The sequence below is a fragment of the Acinetobacter lwoffii genome (assembly GCF_024129715.1).
GTDB classification, from domain to species: domain Bacteria; phylum Pseudomonadota; class Gammaproteobacteria; order Pseudomonadales; family Moraxellaceae; genus Acinetobacter; species Acinetobacter lwoffii_U.
The window spans coordinates 65,884-81,018 of record NZ_JAMXXM010000005.1 but is presented as its reverse complement, the minus strand read 5'-3'; the positions used below and the strand labels follow the sequence as shown (position 1 = coordinate 81,018).

At 43.7% G+C, this 15,135-nt stretch carries 15 protein-coding genes; 5 read left to right on the top strand and 10 right to left on the bottom strand.

Annotated features, from left to right (window positions below):
* Positions 1–600, top strand: a complete 600-nt coding sequence (gene coaE, locus NI462_RS05845; protein ID WP_004281093.1) for a dephospho-CoA kinase — start codon at positions 1–3, stop codon at positions 598–600.
* Between the two features lie 21 nt (positions 601–621).
* On the opposite strand, the gene NI462_RS05840 is transcribed toward coaE, so the two are convergent.
* From NI462_RS05840 to ppnP, 3 genes are all read right to left on the bottom strand, one after another.
* On the bottom strand, positions 622–1,545 hold the full coding sequence (locus tag NI462_RS05840; protein ID WP_004644926.1) for a DMT family transporter: 924 nt from the start codon (positions 1,543–1,545) through the stop codon (positions 622–624).
* A 6-nt stretch (positions 1,546–1,551) separates the two neighbouring features.
* A complete protein-coding gene (rlmB, locus tag NI462_RS05835; protein WP_005101440.1) occupies positions 1,552–2,301 on the bottom strand; it encodes a 23S rRNA (guanosine(2251)-2'-O)-methyltransferase RlmB in 750 nt (249 codons plus the stop codon).
* A 134-nt stretch (positions 2,302–2,435) separates the two neighbouring features.
* The gene (ppnP, locus tag NI462_RS05830; protein ID WP_004281089.1) at positions 2,436–2,759 is read right to left on the bottom strand and encodes a pyrimidine/purine nucleoside phosphorylase; all 324 of its coding nucleotides are present in this window, start codon (positions 2,757–2,759) and stop codon (positions 2,436–2,438) included.
* A gap of 441 nt (positions 2,760–3,200) precedes the next feature.
* Between ppnP and recN the strand changes: the two genes are divergently transcribed.
* Positions 3,201–4,862, top strand: a complete 1,662-nt coding sequence (gene recN / locus NI462_RS05825) for a DNA repair protein RecN (RefSeq protein WP_253159545.1) — start codon at positions 3,201–3,203, stop codon at positions 4,860–4,862.
* An 86-nt stretch (positions 4,863–4,948) separates the two neighbouring features.
* Here recN and NI462_RS05820 read toward each other — a convergent pair whose 3' ends face one another.
* Genes NI462_RS05820 through NI462_RS05805 form a run of 4 tightly spaced genes read right to left on the bottom strand, consistent with a single transcriptional unit; the run spans position 4,949 to position 8,379 of the window.
* The gene (locus NI462_RS05820) at positions 4,949–5,935 is read right to left on the bottom strand and encodes a CsgG/HfaB family protein (RefSeq protein ID WP_253159543.1); all 987 of its coding nucleotides are present in this window, start codon (positions 5,933–5,935) and stop codon (positions 4,949–4,951) included.
* Positions 5,936–5,987: 52 nt separating this feature from the next.
* A complete protein-coding gene (gene lpoB / locus NI462_RS05815) occupies positions 5,988–6,587 on the bottom strand; it encodes a penicillin-binding protein activator LpoB (protein WP_005108476.1) in 600 nt (199 codons plus the stop codon).
* Between the two features lie 12 nt (positions 6,588–6,599).
* The gene (locus NI462_RS05810; protein WP_005248406.1) at positions 6,600–7,001 is read right to left on the bottom strand and encodes a YcfL family putative periplasmic lipoprotein; all 402 of its coding nucleotides are present in this window, start codon (positions 6,999–7,001) and stop codon (positions 6,600–6,602) included.
* A gap of 19 nt (positions 7,002–7,020) precedes the next feature.
* A complete protein-coding gene (locus tag NI462_RS05805) occupies positions 7,021–8,379 on the bottom strand; it encodes a COG3014 family protein (protein WP_253159541.1) in 1,359 nt (452 codons plus the stop codon).
* Between the two features lie 663 nt (positions 8,380–9,042).
* On the opposite strand from NI462_RS05805, the gene NI462_RS05800 reads away from it, so the two are divergent.
* Together NI462_RS05800 and ruvX are read left to right on the top strand one after the other, a co-directional pair.
* The gene (locus NI462_RS05800; RefSeq protein WP_253159539.1) at positions 9,043–9,597 is read left to right on the top strand and encodes a YqgE/AlgH family protein; all 555 of its coding nucleotides are present in this window, start codon (positions 9,043–9,045) and stop codon (positions 9,595–9,597) included.
* Positions 9,590–10,033 carry a Holliday junction resolvase RuvX gene (ruvX, locus tag NI462_RS05795; RefSeq protein WP_195725482.1) on the top strand — a complete coding sequence of 148 codons (444 nt, stop codon included), beginning with the start codon at positions 9,590–9,592 and terminating at the stop codon, positions 10,031–10,033. The genes NI462_RS05800 and ruvX overlap by 8 nt, the downstream gene beginning before the upstream one ends.
* A 64-nt stretch (positions 10,034–10,097) precedes the next feature.
* Here ruvX and NI462_RS05790 read toward each other — a convergent pair whose 3' ends face one another.
* Positions 10,098–10,718, bottom strand: coding sequence for an alpha-ketoglutarate-dependent dioxygenase AlkB family protein (locus NI462_RS05790; RefSeq protein ID WP_253159537.1), 621 nt, complete (start codon positions 10,716–10,718; stop codon positions 10,098–10,100).
* A 151-nt stretch (positions 10,719–10,869) separates the two neighbouring features.
* On the opposite strand from NI462_RS05790, the gene NI462_RS05785 reads away from it, so the two are divergent.
* The gene (locus NI462_RS05785) at positions 10,870–12,672 is read left to right on the top strand and encodes an ABC transporter ATP-binding protein (RefSeq protein WP_168730888.1); all 1,803 of its coding nucleotides are present in this window, start codon (positions 10,870–10,872) and stop codon (positions 12,670–12,672) included.
* Between the two features lie 60 nt (positions 12,673–12,732).
* On the opposite strand, the gene phoU is transcribed toward NI462_RS05785, so the two are convergent.
* On the bottom strand, positions 12,733–13,452 hold the full coding sequence (gene phoU, locus NI462_RS05780; protein ID WP_005108465.1) for a phosphate signaling complex protein PhoU: 720 nt from the start codon (positions 13,450–13,452) through the stop codon (positions 12,733–12,735).
* Between the two features lie 91 nt (positions 13,453–13,543).
* Positions 13,544–14,905: a multidrug efflux outer membrane protein AbuO gene (abuO, locus tag NI462_RS05775; RefSeq protein ID WP_168730889.1), complete on the bottom strand. Its 1,362-nt coding sequence runs from the start codon at positions 14,903–14,905 to the stop codon at positions 13,544–13,546.
* Positions 14,906–15,135 lie beyond the last annotated feature (230 nt).

The following is a 15,135-nucleotide window of genomic DNA, read 5'->3' as shown; positions in this document are numbered from 1 at the left end:
GTGAAATTTATACTCGGATTAACCGGCGGGATTGGCAGTGGCAAGTCTGCTGCCAGTCAGTGGTTTGAAGCACAAGGGATCACGGTAGTCGATGCCGATGTGGTAGCGCGTGAAGTGGTCGAAATTGGGCAGCCTGCACTTACCCAGATCCAGCAGGCTTTTGGCGATTGGGTACTGCTTGCCGATGGCTCACTGAATCGTCGTGCCTTGCGTGAATATATCTTCCAGTCTCCTGAAGCACGCAAGACCCTGGAAAGTATTACCCATCCGGCAATTCGCACTTCCATTATCCAGCAACTACATGCTGCGCAAAGTCCCTATGCCATTCTGGTTTCACCACTTTTATTTGAAACCAATCAGCACGAACTCACTCAGCATACCTTACTGATTGATGCCACCATCGAACTGCAAATTGAGCGGGCCTCACAACGTGATGGCCAGAATATCGAACAAATTCGCAATATCATTGCCGCCCAAATGTCCCGCGAACAAAAGCAGACCATGGCCGATGATATTGTCCTAAATGATGGTCATCTGGATCATCTCTATGCTCATCTCAGACCATTACATCAAAAATATTTAAACATGGCAGCCAGCTGAAGCATAAAAAAAGCAGTCTGATTAAGACTGCTTTTTTTGTTCTGCTAATTTTCGGCTCAGACTGTCCTGATGCTGTAACCAGCGCCACGGCTGTAAGGCCCCGACTGCCATACCCATCAGGCCACACACCATGGCCAGACTTAAAGTTTCATTTAATAAAGGTACAGCCAGAATTGCCGCAATAAAAGGTGCAAGATTGGTAATACTGCCTGCCTTAAATGCACCAAGACGCTTGATGGCTTCTACATAGCTTAAAGTAGCAATAATCACCACAAATATGCCGTGAAAAATGGTCTGAAACAGTAAATGCTTGGGTTCAGGCACACTCAAATTTTTCGGTAAAAATAGCAGATAAATCGGCACATATATCACTGCCGACCAGATCGCGACACCACACATTGCCTGCCATGCAGTTAGCTGATATTTACGCAATAAAACAGTAAAAATCGCCCAAAGTATGGCACTGATAAAAAACAGCCCGTCCCCTGCCCCAAAGGCTACACCAGTTTCCCGATACATCAGCATACTCATGAGACATAGTACGACGATCATAATGATCAGGCTGGCCCAGGTATGTTTATCAAAAGCCTGCCCCATCAGAAAAAAAGCCATGATCGCGGTACAGATCGGAATACAGCCATTCAAGAAAATTGCAGCATGGGCGGTAGGTGCATAGTGAAAAGCACTATAGGCAAACAGGCAATAAATCACCCCGCCAATCATGGCCAGAATAAAAGGCTCTTTTTTCAGTAAAAAAGCGGCCTCTTTACGATAAAGCAAGATCGGCATCAGAATCAGGAAGGCCAAAGAAAAACGCAAGGCCACAATATCCCAAGCACTGATCTGCCACAGCGCATTCAGGCGGGCTGTTAAAGTAAAACCGCCCCAGATGCACATGGTAACAACTAAAAAAACATAGCCTTGGGTACGGTCTGACAATGCCATCATCAATTAAAGGTTACGTTGACGGCAGGCTTCATACAGTGCCATACCTGTAGCCACACTGACATTCAGACTTTGCAGATTACCTGCCATCGGGATATACACGGTCTGATCACATTGGCTTTGGGTAATTGGACGTAGGCCGGTATCTTCCGCACCCATCACCACACAAACCCCGGTACCGGTAAAATCAAAATTCTGAATCGGCAGCGCTTTTTCATCCAGCATAGTACCAACCACACGAACATTAAAATCTTCTTTGATTTGACCCAAAGTACGCGCCAGATTGGTCACCTGAATGAATTTGACTTTGTCCGCACCACCAGCAGCCACTTTACGTGCTGTCGGGGTTAAAGTTGCAGAACGATCACGTGGCGCAATCACTGCCTCAACGCCCATTGCAGCGGCTGTACGGATACAGGCACCGAGATTGTGCGGATCGGTAATATGATCAAGAGCCAATAACAATGCTTGAGGATTCGCACTCAATAATGACTCAAGATCTTTTTCATTCAGGGTCGGATGTGCACGTACCGCAGCGACCACACCTTGGTGAAACGGTTGCCCGGCCAGTTTCTCCAGTTTGTCACGGCTGGCTTGCTGCACACTGATCCCAAACGGTTCAGCCAGTTCCAGTACACGCTTTAAACGCTGATCATCGCGTCCTTTGAGAGTGAATAATGTCAAGACACGTTCAGGCTCAAGCTCTAACAATGACTCCACTGAATGTACGCCATAAAAATATTCAGGTTTTGCCATGAACGACCTCTAGATTAGTTATATACAAAAGAAAAATCCCGTAAAGCTGACTTCACAGGATTTCTATAGCTGATTAGTTTAACCGATTCGCACTGAAATTTCTTGCCCGGTTTGCACTGATCTTGAATCTGGACTTAACCTTCAAAATGGCAGACATAGTCCAGCACATCATCGGTTTCGATTTTAAAACGGCTATTGCCCGGCACATAGAAAGACTGCCCCGCACGGAACAGCTCACTTTCTTCGCTATCGCCAATCTGAACACGGCATTCACCTGAAACAATTTCCATGCGCTCAGGAACATGTGTTTCAAAGGTCAAGGCATTTTCTGATGGCAGAATGACACCCAACGTTTTCTTGGTCCCATCTTCAAATTGTACAATGTGACTAATACACAACCCGCCGAAATATACATTAGATTTTTTAAGTACCGATACATGATCAAACTGAGCTGACATGCGATTTCTCCAGATAAAGCATTTTGTAATATTTTGATTGCTGTAGTTTAAATGTGCACCCTCAACTAATCAATCGAAGTTTATCGACGCCGATAAAATATTCTGTATCGCTGAATCCCTTCTATTTGTAGGATGTTTTGGCCTGTATTTTGCTGGTAGATGAGCTTCAGTTTCGATTTGTGCATTCTCTTTTGAAATAAGCTGAATTGAGTCATTAATTTAAAGATTGCTGATGTCAAAAATATGAAAATCAGCAGTGAATTAACATACTTCTGAGTCAGCTTCTTGCGAAAATACAGTGAAATAAGCATATATGAATCTTTAAAATTTAAGATAGAATGAAATTGATTCGTCCTGATTTATAATAATCCCAGCCATGTTGCGACCCCCAATCCGACATCAGGCTATTTCAATCAAACTTTTCGCAGCCCGGATGCGTTTATGCTGACACATTTAACTCTGATCAATTTTGCTTTAGCTGGGCATCTTGCTATTGATATCGATAAAGGTTTTAACGTTTTAACCGGTGAAACCGGTGCAGGTAAATCCCTGTTACTGGATGCATTGTCTGCCTGTCTGGGTGAGCGAACCGATACCAATTATGTGCGTTATGGTACGGAAAAGGCGGATGTCACCGCCAGCTTCAGCTACCAAGAGCACAGTCCTGAAGCAGCCTGGTTGAAAGAGCATGAACTGCATGATGAATCAGGTGAAATTCATTTACGACGGGTAATTTTTGCTACCGGCCGCAGCAAGGCCTGGATCAATGGACGCCCGAGCAGCCTGTCAGAGTTGAAAGAAATTGGGCGTCTGCTGGTTCAACTTTATAGCCAGCATAGCCAGCAGCAACTTCTGGAACCACCTTATCCAAAACACTGGCTGGATCGCTATAGCAATTTTTATACACCAGCTCAGGAAGTGCGGGACGCTTATAGCACCTGGCAGAAAAATATTCGTCAGCATCAGGCAGCGCTAGATGCACAAGCGACCCGTAAGCAACGCATGGAAACCTTGGAACTGCAGCTAGAAGAACTGGAAGACATTGTTCAGACGGATTATCAGGAGATTGAACAGGAATTTGACCGGCTTTCCCATCATGAAGCGATCATGCAGGACTGTGTCTATAGCCTGAATAGTCTGGATGAAGGCGAACAGAATATTTCCCAAGAACTGGCTTCCATTCTACGTCGCATGGAATCACATGCCGGTCGTAGCGAACAGCTTTCCGGAATTTACACCTCCCTGCTGAATGCCCAAAGCGAACTTGAAGATGCTGCAGCGAATTTACGCCAGTTTATGGATCGGCAGAGTTTTGATCCGGAACGCATGGAAGTACTAAATTCGACTTTAGAAATCTTCCATCGTCTGGCACGTAAATATCGTACCCAGCCAGAATTACTCAAAGAAGAATATGAAGCCTGGCAAACCGAATTAGAACAGCTGCATCAACTGGAAGATCCGGAAACACTGGCTGAACAGGTCGCGGTTTCTTATCAGGAGTTTCTGGATAAAGCCCAACATCTGGATCAGATTCGCCGTGAAGCCGCAGCACCGTTGGCCAAGCAGCTCACTGAGCAGGTCAAACAACTGGCATTGCCTGAAGCACATTTTGAGTTCAAGTTTGAGCCTTTGGAGCATCCCTCTAGTGAAGGTCTCAGCTTTATTCAATTGCTGTTTACTGCCAATAAAGGCATTCCGGCACAGCCTTTGGCCCGGGTTGCATCAGGCGGTGAACTCTCGCGTATTGCGCTAGTGATGCAAGTCATGAATGCGGAAAAAACCGAAGCTGAAGTGCTGGTCTTTGATGAAATTGATGTCGGGATTAGTGGTGGTACCGCAGAGATTGTCGGGCGTTTACTGGCCGATCTGGCCCAGCATGTACAGATTCTGTGTATTACCCATCAGGCACAAGTGGCAGCACAATCTGATCAGCATCTACTGGTAAAAAAACAGCAGACTGATCCTGCCAGCAGCACAATCATTGACCTTGAGGAAAATGAAATTATTCAGGAGCTTGCAAGAATGACAGGCGGTGTAGAGATTAGTGAAACCACCTTGCAACATGCCCGCCAGTTACGTCAGCTGAAATTTCAGCAGGCTTGAGCTACTTGTAAAGCGACACATAAAAAATCCCTGCATTTAGGTCAGAGATTCTTTATGTGTTAAAAATCATTCGAACTAATATTAACTTACCATTTTACAGGTTGATCGCTTGAACCTGGCGTCATTTCATAGCCCGGTGATGAATCATAAGATTGACCAGTCTGAGACTGTACAGGCTGTAATTTTAAGCACTGTAAAATTTCCGGGTTTAAGCCCTGAGCAATTTTATCCGCCGTACTGTCATTTAAACTATTGGTCAGAATATTCTGTGTCATTAAATTAGACAGAGTTCGATTGAAAGTGCCCGCTGCTACCACTTTACTGGTATTGGCTTCAATGACACGCCAGCTTAAACGCACTTGTTCAGCGCCGGCATTCAAACCATACATTTGCTGATGGCTGGCGCTAGACAGATCATTAATTCGTCCCACCAGTAAATAGTCTGCTCCAACTTTCTGACCGATACGCGCCAGCTCATGCGGTGCACCATCCCAATACAGGAATGCATTTTCAGACTGCATTTCATCCAGATAATGACGATCTACCACACTCAACTGTCCGCTTTGAGCCAGATAATTTCCTAAAGTATCGGATAATTCCTGACTAAACTCATAGGCAGATGTGTCATTGGCCAGTCGGTTATTTTTCTCGGCCATCTGGAATGGCAATACTGCAATCCTGCGCAAATGCTGGTCTTGTACAGTCGATTCAAACTTCACCACATGTGCGCGAACTTTGGCACGGTAATTATTTTTTGCACCCGTCACACTCAGCACCTGAAACTTGGTCACTGAACCTGAACCTTGATTTGCCACACTAAAAACTGGTGAAACTTTACCGTTATAACTCCAGCCCTGATTATTCACCGATACAGAAACAGTCTCTTCATAATTCATTTGGGAAGAAACTGAAGCACCATTTACCGATTGCACAGCAATTAATAAGGCTTCAGAAATCGCCTGGTGTTGAGTTGGACCACTTCCACTGGCTTCTTTAACCACTTCTTTAATGGCTGCAAAGGCCGGAGCGCTCAACAATCCAGACAACAGGCCTGCAAGTAATATTTTTTTCATATTATATTCTTCTACAGTCACTGTGCCAAAAGCACAGTGACCTTCATTGAAATTACAGACCAAAAGTCGAGCGTTTGCCTGCCTTACGGATTTCTTTCTCGCCAGTCCACTCTACGATACCAGTTTGCAGGTTTTGCAATTTAAAAGTGAACTTGTAATACACATCACTCTTACCACCGGCATTCTTCACAATACTCGACAAGTTGCCATTTAGCATAAATTCGGCACCAATATGACCACCGGCACGTACTGCTGTTGACTGGTTCACCATACCGCTTTGCTTTTGATAAGCTAGCTGCTGTGCCACCGCATTCACCGATTTCATATCAACAAAACGAAATTTTCCAGAATTGATTAGTTTGTTCTGAATACTGTCAGTAATCGATTCGGTATCGATATGTTCCTGGGTTTTGTTATGAATCCGATCAAGGACAATGACCGGACGGCGGTTTTGGGTCATTTGCACCACTGGCGGGAACATCAACATGTCATCCACCATTTTGGCTGCAATCATTTGCAAGTCAGTTGAACCAAAGTCTGTGGTTAAGGTTTCGACTGCTTGGGCATCACCATAACTTACTGAACCAGTAGAGGCACAGCCACTAAGCAGTGTCGTAGTTGCCAATGCGGCGAAAATCAATTTTGCGTTCATTTCAAGTCTCTCTTATTTTTTCAAATACACAACAACATCAACAGCAGATGGATTTGGCGCCAAGGACTGCACACCTTTGGTTTCACGTCCGGTTAACTGGATCGGCTTCCAGATGGCACCTTCAGGATTAACTTCCACACCTTGTGCATCCACCCAAACAATCTTGTAGCTAAAATCTTTATTGTTAAAACGGCGGTTTTTGATCGCGATTGAAGCACGCTTTAAATCACCAACCAAGCTCATATTCACACGTTCCACAAAGACTTCCGTAGTTAATACCGGATTATTGGTAATGGTGCGGATACTCATTTCATTATTGGCATTGGTTTGGGTAGATAAGGCATTCGGTGCGGTACAACCCACCATGAACAGCGCCCCTAAACCAAGTACAGCAAAGCTAAATTGACGTTTCATATTGTTCCCTTATTTATGATTAATGTGGAATGGTGCTTACACTAGCCGTAATTTTGTCATTAACATGATGGGCATAGACAAACACTGTTTGATTGGCTTTCACATCTAGGGTGACCGGAGAGCTAGATACACTCCCGCTAGAAAGTTGTAAATTATGTTTGCCCGGCGTTAAATTTAAGCGCGCAATCTGGGCATTACTCGGCAAGGTACTCCAGCCACGCAAGTCAGCACGCTCAGTCGCCATATTTAAGACGTTACCGGCAAGTTGACCAAACACACCAAACTGGTTACCAAGTTCTTTTTGTGCGGCATATTTTGCAGTGGCGCGCAGCACCTGACTGCTCACATTCGCCATAATTTTTTCTTTGAGGTCCTTGACGGCCAAAGCACCAATATCACTAATCACATAACTGTCTTGTAAAGCTTTATTATTGACTTTCACTTTCAGGCTAGTTGGTATCACATAGGTACTTGGTTCATAGGTCGCAAAAGCAATATTGATTAAACCGCCCGGTGTAGGGACATCAATTTTATTTTCCACCTTTTGCGGTACAATTCCCTGTTCGATAAATACAATCACCGGAATACTACCCTTCTTATGCTGTGTGACCAGTTGATCCAGACGTTTCACGTCTTCGGAAATTTGCTTATCTGGTTGTAACTCATAAGCTTTCTTATAATCAACCAAGGCATCATTGTATTCACCCAAGGTTTCCCATAAATTGGCTGCCATATAAAAAGCGTAGGCATTCTGATAGCTGTTCTTAATCTTGCCGGCTATGGGGTCCAGACCGATAAAAGCTTCATCCAGCACACTTAGATTCTTCTCTGCTTCCGTGTTTTTAGCTACTTTGTCTTTTTTCTTTTCTAGTTCTTTTTGGTGCAACAATTCGATTTCACGCTGGAGGCCCTGAGCCACGCGCATTTCTACCGCAGCAGCTTCCAGATCCTTTAAGAAAATATAGTTTTTAGCTTGGGAAATATGCGCCAGCACCTGCTCATGTGCTGGTACCAGATAAGGCACTACAGAGTCATTGCTGACCATGGCAAGAGCCTTAAACCCCATTCGGGACACACTAATTTTGGCCCGATTTTTTTGTTTTTCTAACAGCGTAAAGGCTTGCTTATAATAATCTCGGCTTTCTTCATATTGATGGTTAACTTGTAATAAGCGGGCTTGTTCAAGTAAATATAAAACTCCATCCTTTGAATCAGCTTTGTCCTTAAACTGAGTAATGAGGTTTTCAGATAAAGCGCTATTCAAATGACTACGGAAAAAACTACCTTCTTCATTATAACTACTAAATACTGCTGCCTGTGAAGTGACTGACACAGAAAATAGCGCAGAAATTAAAGTCCCTTTTAAAATATGATGCATAACAACCCCATTAAAAAAATAAATTAAAGATGAAAATTTCTGCATTCTACGAACAAAGCAATATGGTTTCAATATGTATATTTTGTATAATAATTGAAATATTCTGTACAATATATCGCAAATTTATTACATAAATAAACAAATATTATAGTTTGTTATCTAATATTGACTATTTTTTAATCACTAGAAACTATGTATCGAAATATAGTTAGAGCTTAATTAATGAGCTGAGATTGTAATACCTTACCTTTAGTTTTCAGATAAATTCTATTTAAAAGCAAGAAACTATATAGTCTACTTTTAACCATGAATGATGTATTGTTATTATTTAATTCATTCCACCACAATATATTTAATATTTTTTATTAAAATTTAAGTAAGTTTTTACTCGGTTTATCTGGCTGTTTTAGCATAAATAAAAAACGCTTAAAACTACCTCCCATCATTTAAATAAAATCACTGAAGGTCTTTTTAAAAGGAATTTTAAAACCGGCCTTAACCTGTTCATGCCTGATTTACCCCATATCCAAGTTGTCAGCCTAAGCATTTTATGGGATAAATAGCAGGAAGAAAGCCGCTGTTTGAGTGATTACAATTAGGCCCGTAGGCCATGCTTCACTTTTTCAGACTGCATAGCATACTGACTTTGGGAGAACTGCTCAGGTGACCAAACAGTTTCTGACACATCGTTGTCTGATTGCACCACCGCATGCGAATGATGATTTTTTTGCCCAGACGGTCATTTATCTCGCGCGTCATGATGAAGATGGTGCCCAAGGCATCATTATCAATCGACCTGCCGGCATTCAAATTAAAGAATTGCTGAATGATCTTGATATTGAAGCACACAATGTCAATCCGCATGAAGTATTACAAGGCGGCCCTTTACGCCCTGAGGCCGGTTTTGTCTTGCATACTGGTCAGCCGACCTGGCATTCCTCCATCGCCGTAGGTGAAAATGTCTGCATTACCACTTCCAAAGATATTCTGGATGCCATTGCGCATAATGAAGGGGTCGGTCGCTATCAGATTGCCCTCGGTTATGCCAGTTGGGGCAAACACCAGCTGGAACAGGAAATTGCCCGGGGTGACTGGCTGATTTGTGATTCCGATATGGATCTGATTTTTAACCTCCCTTATAACGACCGTTGGGACGCTGCCTATAAAAAAATGGGTGTAGACCGCAACTGGTTATCTTCCGAGATTGGACATGCCTGATGTAAACGCGCCACAAACCATTATGGCGTTTGATTTTGGTACACAAAAAATGGGAATGTCGGTTGGACAATCCCTGATTGCTAGTGCCAATCCCCTGCCCTTATTTCCCATGAAAGATGGTATCCCCAACTGGGATGAGCTGCTCAAAATCGTGAAAAGCCATCAACCGAATTTATTTCTGGTCGGTTTGCCATTGAATATGGATGATAGTGAATCGGAGCTGTCGACACGGGCGCGAAAATTTGCCCGCCGTTTACGTCATCAGACCAATATTGAAACCTGGATGGTAGATGAACGTTTGACTACCCGTGAAGCACGCGATGAACTGGAGCATTATCAGGCTCAAGGTCGCGGCAAAAAACTCTCTGCCGACAGTATTGCGGCTACCTTGTTGATTGAAAGCTGGTATCGCCATCCTGCTGGAATCACGCCTTAATCTGTTTTGAAAATTTTTTAAATCAGCATCCGTCAGGGTGCTTTTTTATGCTCCAAAATGCTTCTTAAGGATAAAAATAACGAAAAGTCAGGTTAATTCTTGGTGTTAAAACTTTGCTGGTTTTGCTGATACTGTGCTTCCAGTGTTGCTGTGTCGCACCTCGCATCACAATCAGTTGTCCACTGTGTAACAGTACATTGACTTTATCACTGCGAATTTTATGCTTAAAGCTCATTTTGCGGGTGGCTCCCAGACTCAGAGAAGCGATGACATTTTCCCGAGAAGTACCTGTATATAAAGCCGGCTCATCATCACTATGCCAACCCAAGCCTTGCGAACCATCTTCATACAAATTGGCCAGACAGGAATTAAAGGGATGACCGACCAGAATTTCAATATGTTGCTTTAAACGGAATAATCCGGGTGTCCATACCTGAGCTTGTTTAAGCGTACCAGAATAACGATACTGATAATGTTCATCGCCATACCAGACCACCTGGCGACCGGTGACATGGTGCTTGCCAAATAAATGCACTTCATCATATTGCCAGGCCAGCTGACTGAGAAAATGCTGTAGATACTGCTGGCTTTGTTCCTCATCCAAAATCAAGCCATAATCCTCCACTACCCCATCAAAAGGTAATACATTGGCTTGCGGCTGGGGTGCAAATAAATCGAGCGTCATATCAATCAGATCCAGTATCCACATGAAAATACTGACATTCGACCTAAAGGATTACAACTGCTCTTCACAAATGACTACAACATTTATGCTTGTGGCTGGCATGATTCCTGCCTAGACTGAATTCAACTTTCACAATAAAAATAATCCTTTTATGAACTTATGGCAGCTGTTTCAGAAACTTCGTCCCTTTGTTCAGCCTTACCGGTTGCTGGTGATTGCCACGCTGATTCTGACCCTGATTGGCTCATTCACAGCACAGGTCAATGCCATTACCTTGCAATATGCGGTCGACAGCATCAATTCGCTACTCGAAGCCGGTCAAGGATTGGAGCAAGGCTGGCATATTCTGATCACGATTTCGGCAATTTTGCTCGGCAAAGAAATTATTAATGCCTTTGTCCAGTTCGGGCAGAAGTTCTATGGAGAGAAACTGCGAATTTTTGTCTCTCAGGATCTGGCCCAAGGGATTATTGAAAAGTTTTTAAAATATCGTTTGGAATTTTTTAATCAGGAAAATAATCAGGCCGGTAAATTACAGACCCGGATTGACCGTGGTATTGGTTCACTGACCCGTCTCGTTCAGATCTTCTTTATTGATATTTTACCGTTATTTACCAGTGCCATTGTGGCTTTGGGGTTAATGTATTATGCCAATGTTTATGTCGGTCTGGTCGCGACTGCCATTGTCCCGATCTATTTCTGGTTGACCTATAAACAGGCGCAAAAGCTGGGGGGCTGGCGCCGCAGTCTTCGCGATGGTCGGGAGAAAAAGAGTCAGGGCATTCTCAGCATCATCAACTCGATTACTGTGATCAAATCCTTTAACCGCGAATCGATTGAATCGGAAAAGCAGCTCGGTTTACAGCGTGAACTGACCGACAATCAGATGAAAACCCGCCAGACCAGTTTCCTGTTTGATGGCCTGAAAACTTTTCTGGAACAGATCGGGATTGTACTCATCATTATTCTAACCTCCTACTTTGTGCTGGATGGTCAGATGAGTATTGGCATGATCATGTTTCATGTGTTGCTATTTAATAATGTCTCTGCCCCAATCCGATCCCTGCACCGGATTTATGATGAAGTAAATGACGCCATGATCTATTCAGAAAGCTTTTTCAAGATTCTGGAAGCAGATGATGAAATTGAACAAAGCGGTCAGCAGAAACCGATTGTCCAAGGAAAATTTGAACTGAGTGGCGTGAATTTTTATTATCCAAACGGCCACCATGCCCTGAAAGATATTGATATGGAAATTCGTCCCAATAAAATTACCGCCTTGGTGGGCTTATCGGGTGCCGGAAAATCCACCCTGATCAGTTTGCTGGATAAATTTTATGAACCACAGCAAGGCCAGATCAAACTGGATGGCATTGACCTGAAAGATTATGACACCCAATATCTACGCGATCATATTGGTCTGGTCTTACAAAAAAACCATATTTTTCAGGGCACCATCTTTGACAATATCCGTTACGGCAAAACTACTGCCTCAATGGAAGATGTAATTGAGGCGGCAGAAAAAGCCTCGATTCATGAGCAGATTTTACAGTTACCGGATGGCTATGACAGCGATGCCTTGATGCTGTCTGGCGGCCAGCAGCAACGGATTGCCTTGGCACGGATGTTCCTGAAAAATCCACCGATCATTTTTCTGGATGAACCGACGGCGAGTCTGGATGCAATTGCCACGGAACAGATCAAACAAAGTCTGGACCAGATCAAGCAAGGCCGTACCGTGATCATCATTTCGCATAGCCTGTCGCAGATTATTGATGCGGATTATACCTATGTAATGAAAGAAGGAACGATTGCCGAACATGGTGAACACGACCAGCTTTATCATCAGCAAGGCGTATATAAGGAAATCTTTGATGCGATGGCCAAAAGCCTGAATATTGAAAAAATTGCCAAAACTTTTGAAGATGATGCTGAGGAAGAAACTCATAGTTAGCTTTTCTATCCCAATAAAAAACCTCCGAGCTGGAGGTTTTTTTATTTAAGTCTGGAACGTTTAACGCTGAACTTTCTGTTCAATTTCTTCAACGCTGGTATGACGCACATCAAAACCTTTGACCATATAGATCACCTGTTCCGAAATATTCCGGGCATGATCGCCAATTCTTTCTAGCGAACGCAGCACCCATAATACATTGATGACACGACTGATATGCCGCGGATCTTCAATCATATAAGTCATAAGCGTACGTGTGGCTGATTGATACTCACGGTCAATATCCGCATCTGCCAACATGACCTTCAAAGCTTGATCTACATCCAGACGCGCAAAAGCATCCAGTGCATCATGAATCATCACCCGCACCTGGTTGCCAATATGCCGGGTTTCCATATAACCGCGCGGTGAGCCGCCCTCTTCACATAAGCTTTGTGCAATTCGGCCTATTTTCGAGGCTTCATCGCCAATCCGTTCCAGATCGGTATTGGCCTTGGACATGGCAAGCACCATACGTAAATCAATCGCGGCAGGATGACGGCGCGCCAGAATCAGGGTCAGCGCTTCATCAATATCTCGTTCCATCTGATTGACGACATTATCTTGAAACTGCACATCTACTGCCATTGAGACATCTGTGTCCAATAGGGCATGAATGGCATTAGCTACCTGCTGTTCTACCAGTCCGCCCATCGTCATGAATTTGGTATTTACGTCCTGCAGTTCTTCATTAAATTGCGAAGAAATGTGATGACTTAATACAGGATTATTTGGACACAAGGAAAGCTACTCCTGAACGATAGAGGACAATGATCAATAATAAATCATATTAAAGCATATCTATGATGAAAGTTTGATGACAATAGTAGCCTCATAGAGGCTGAGGCGAATCATATTCAATCAGCCAGGCATTCAGCTCTGCCAGTTCCTTTTCGGTTAACTGCCCGACCGAGGCCTGCAATTGCAGCACATGCAACAGATAATCATATTTGGCATTCAAATAATCGGTCTTGGCAGAAAAGGCATTACGCTGTGCCAGCAACACATCGACCATGGTTTTTAAGCCTTCCTGATATTGGGCTCTGGACGCTTGTGAGACAATTTCCGAAGAGTCCATCGCGGCTTTACGTGCATTCAGTTTGGCCTGATCGGTTTCTACCTGCATAAAGGACTGTTTCACATCGGTATTGGCTTTACGGATGGCTGCATCCAGTTGCGCTTCACTTTTTTGCACATTGACACCGGCCTGACGGATACTTTTTTGTGTGCGTCCGCCGCTAAATACATTCCAGTTCACTTCCACCCCAATCTGGTCGAAATCTCCATTGCTGGACATGATCGTGGCTGGACTTTGTTTTAAATAGCCATAGGTTCCGACCGCTTCGACCTGCGGATAGAGCGCAGCCTGCTCGACCCGTTTGGCATCTTCAGAATAGCGCTTTTGCAGACGCGCTTGCAGAATATTCAGATTCTGGCTTTGTGCTAATTCAGTCCAGGACTGCATATCACTTGGAACCGGTTTCTGAAACTGAAAATCGTTGCGTAATACCGCCAGATTTTCCTGATAAGGACCGATTAACTGTGCCAGCTGTTCTTGGGCCAGTACCAGCTGAACTTGAGTCGAAATCCGGTTGGCTTGGGCACTTTGATACTGGGCATTGGCTTCACTGACCTCACTGCGCGCTACCAGACCTTCTTTGAGCTTAGCATTCATCATCCGTAACTGCTCAGACAGTGCCTGCTCTTCCTGCAAATAAGCCGTAGTCAAAGACTGCTGCCGCAAGACATTAAAATAGGCTTCGGCCACCTGTAAAATATGCTGCTGTTTTTGCAGACGCAGATTGACTTCACTGAGTTCGACCGAGGTCTTGACCTGCTTATAACCTTGCCAGGCATCCCAGCGAAATAAAGGTTGGCGTGCGGTTAAGGCCACCTGACGGCTGGTTGTACTGGAACTTTGCAACTCACCAAATTCAGCAGGCAAACCTTCAGACTCTGAGTTGTTGACGGACTGGTTTTTACGGGTCACATTTCCAGATAAAGTCACGGTCGGCAGCAAATTTCCGCTGGCAATCCCCAGATTGAGCTGATCAGATTGGTACTGCAACACATTCGCCTGCCAATTTGGATCATTTTGCTGGGCGCGTGCATACGCTTCTTGTAAATCCAGGGCAAAAATCGCCGGACTAATTAATAGCAATAAACCGGCCATGACACTGAGTTTTAATTTCATTTTATAGTGTTAACCCCTAACAGCCATTCAGATCAAAAAATTCTGGCGCTTTAAGCTAAGCCATACTAAAGAGATCTCTTGAATTTTTACGTATGATTTTTATTAATTTTTTAATATAAAGATCAATTTTTATCCATCTTTAATTCAATTTTCTGGCTCCAATATCGGCAATGTAACAAAGCAATTCACAATACTAAACATAGTATTTTAGTTTGATCTATACAATATCT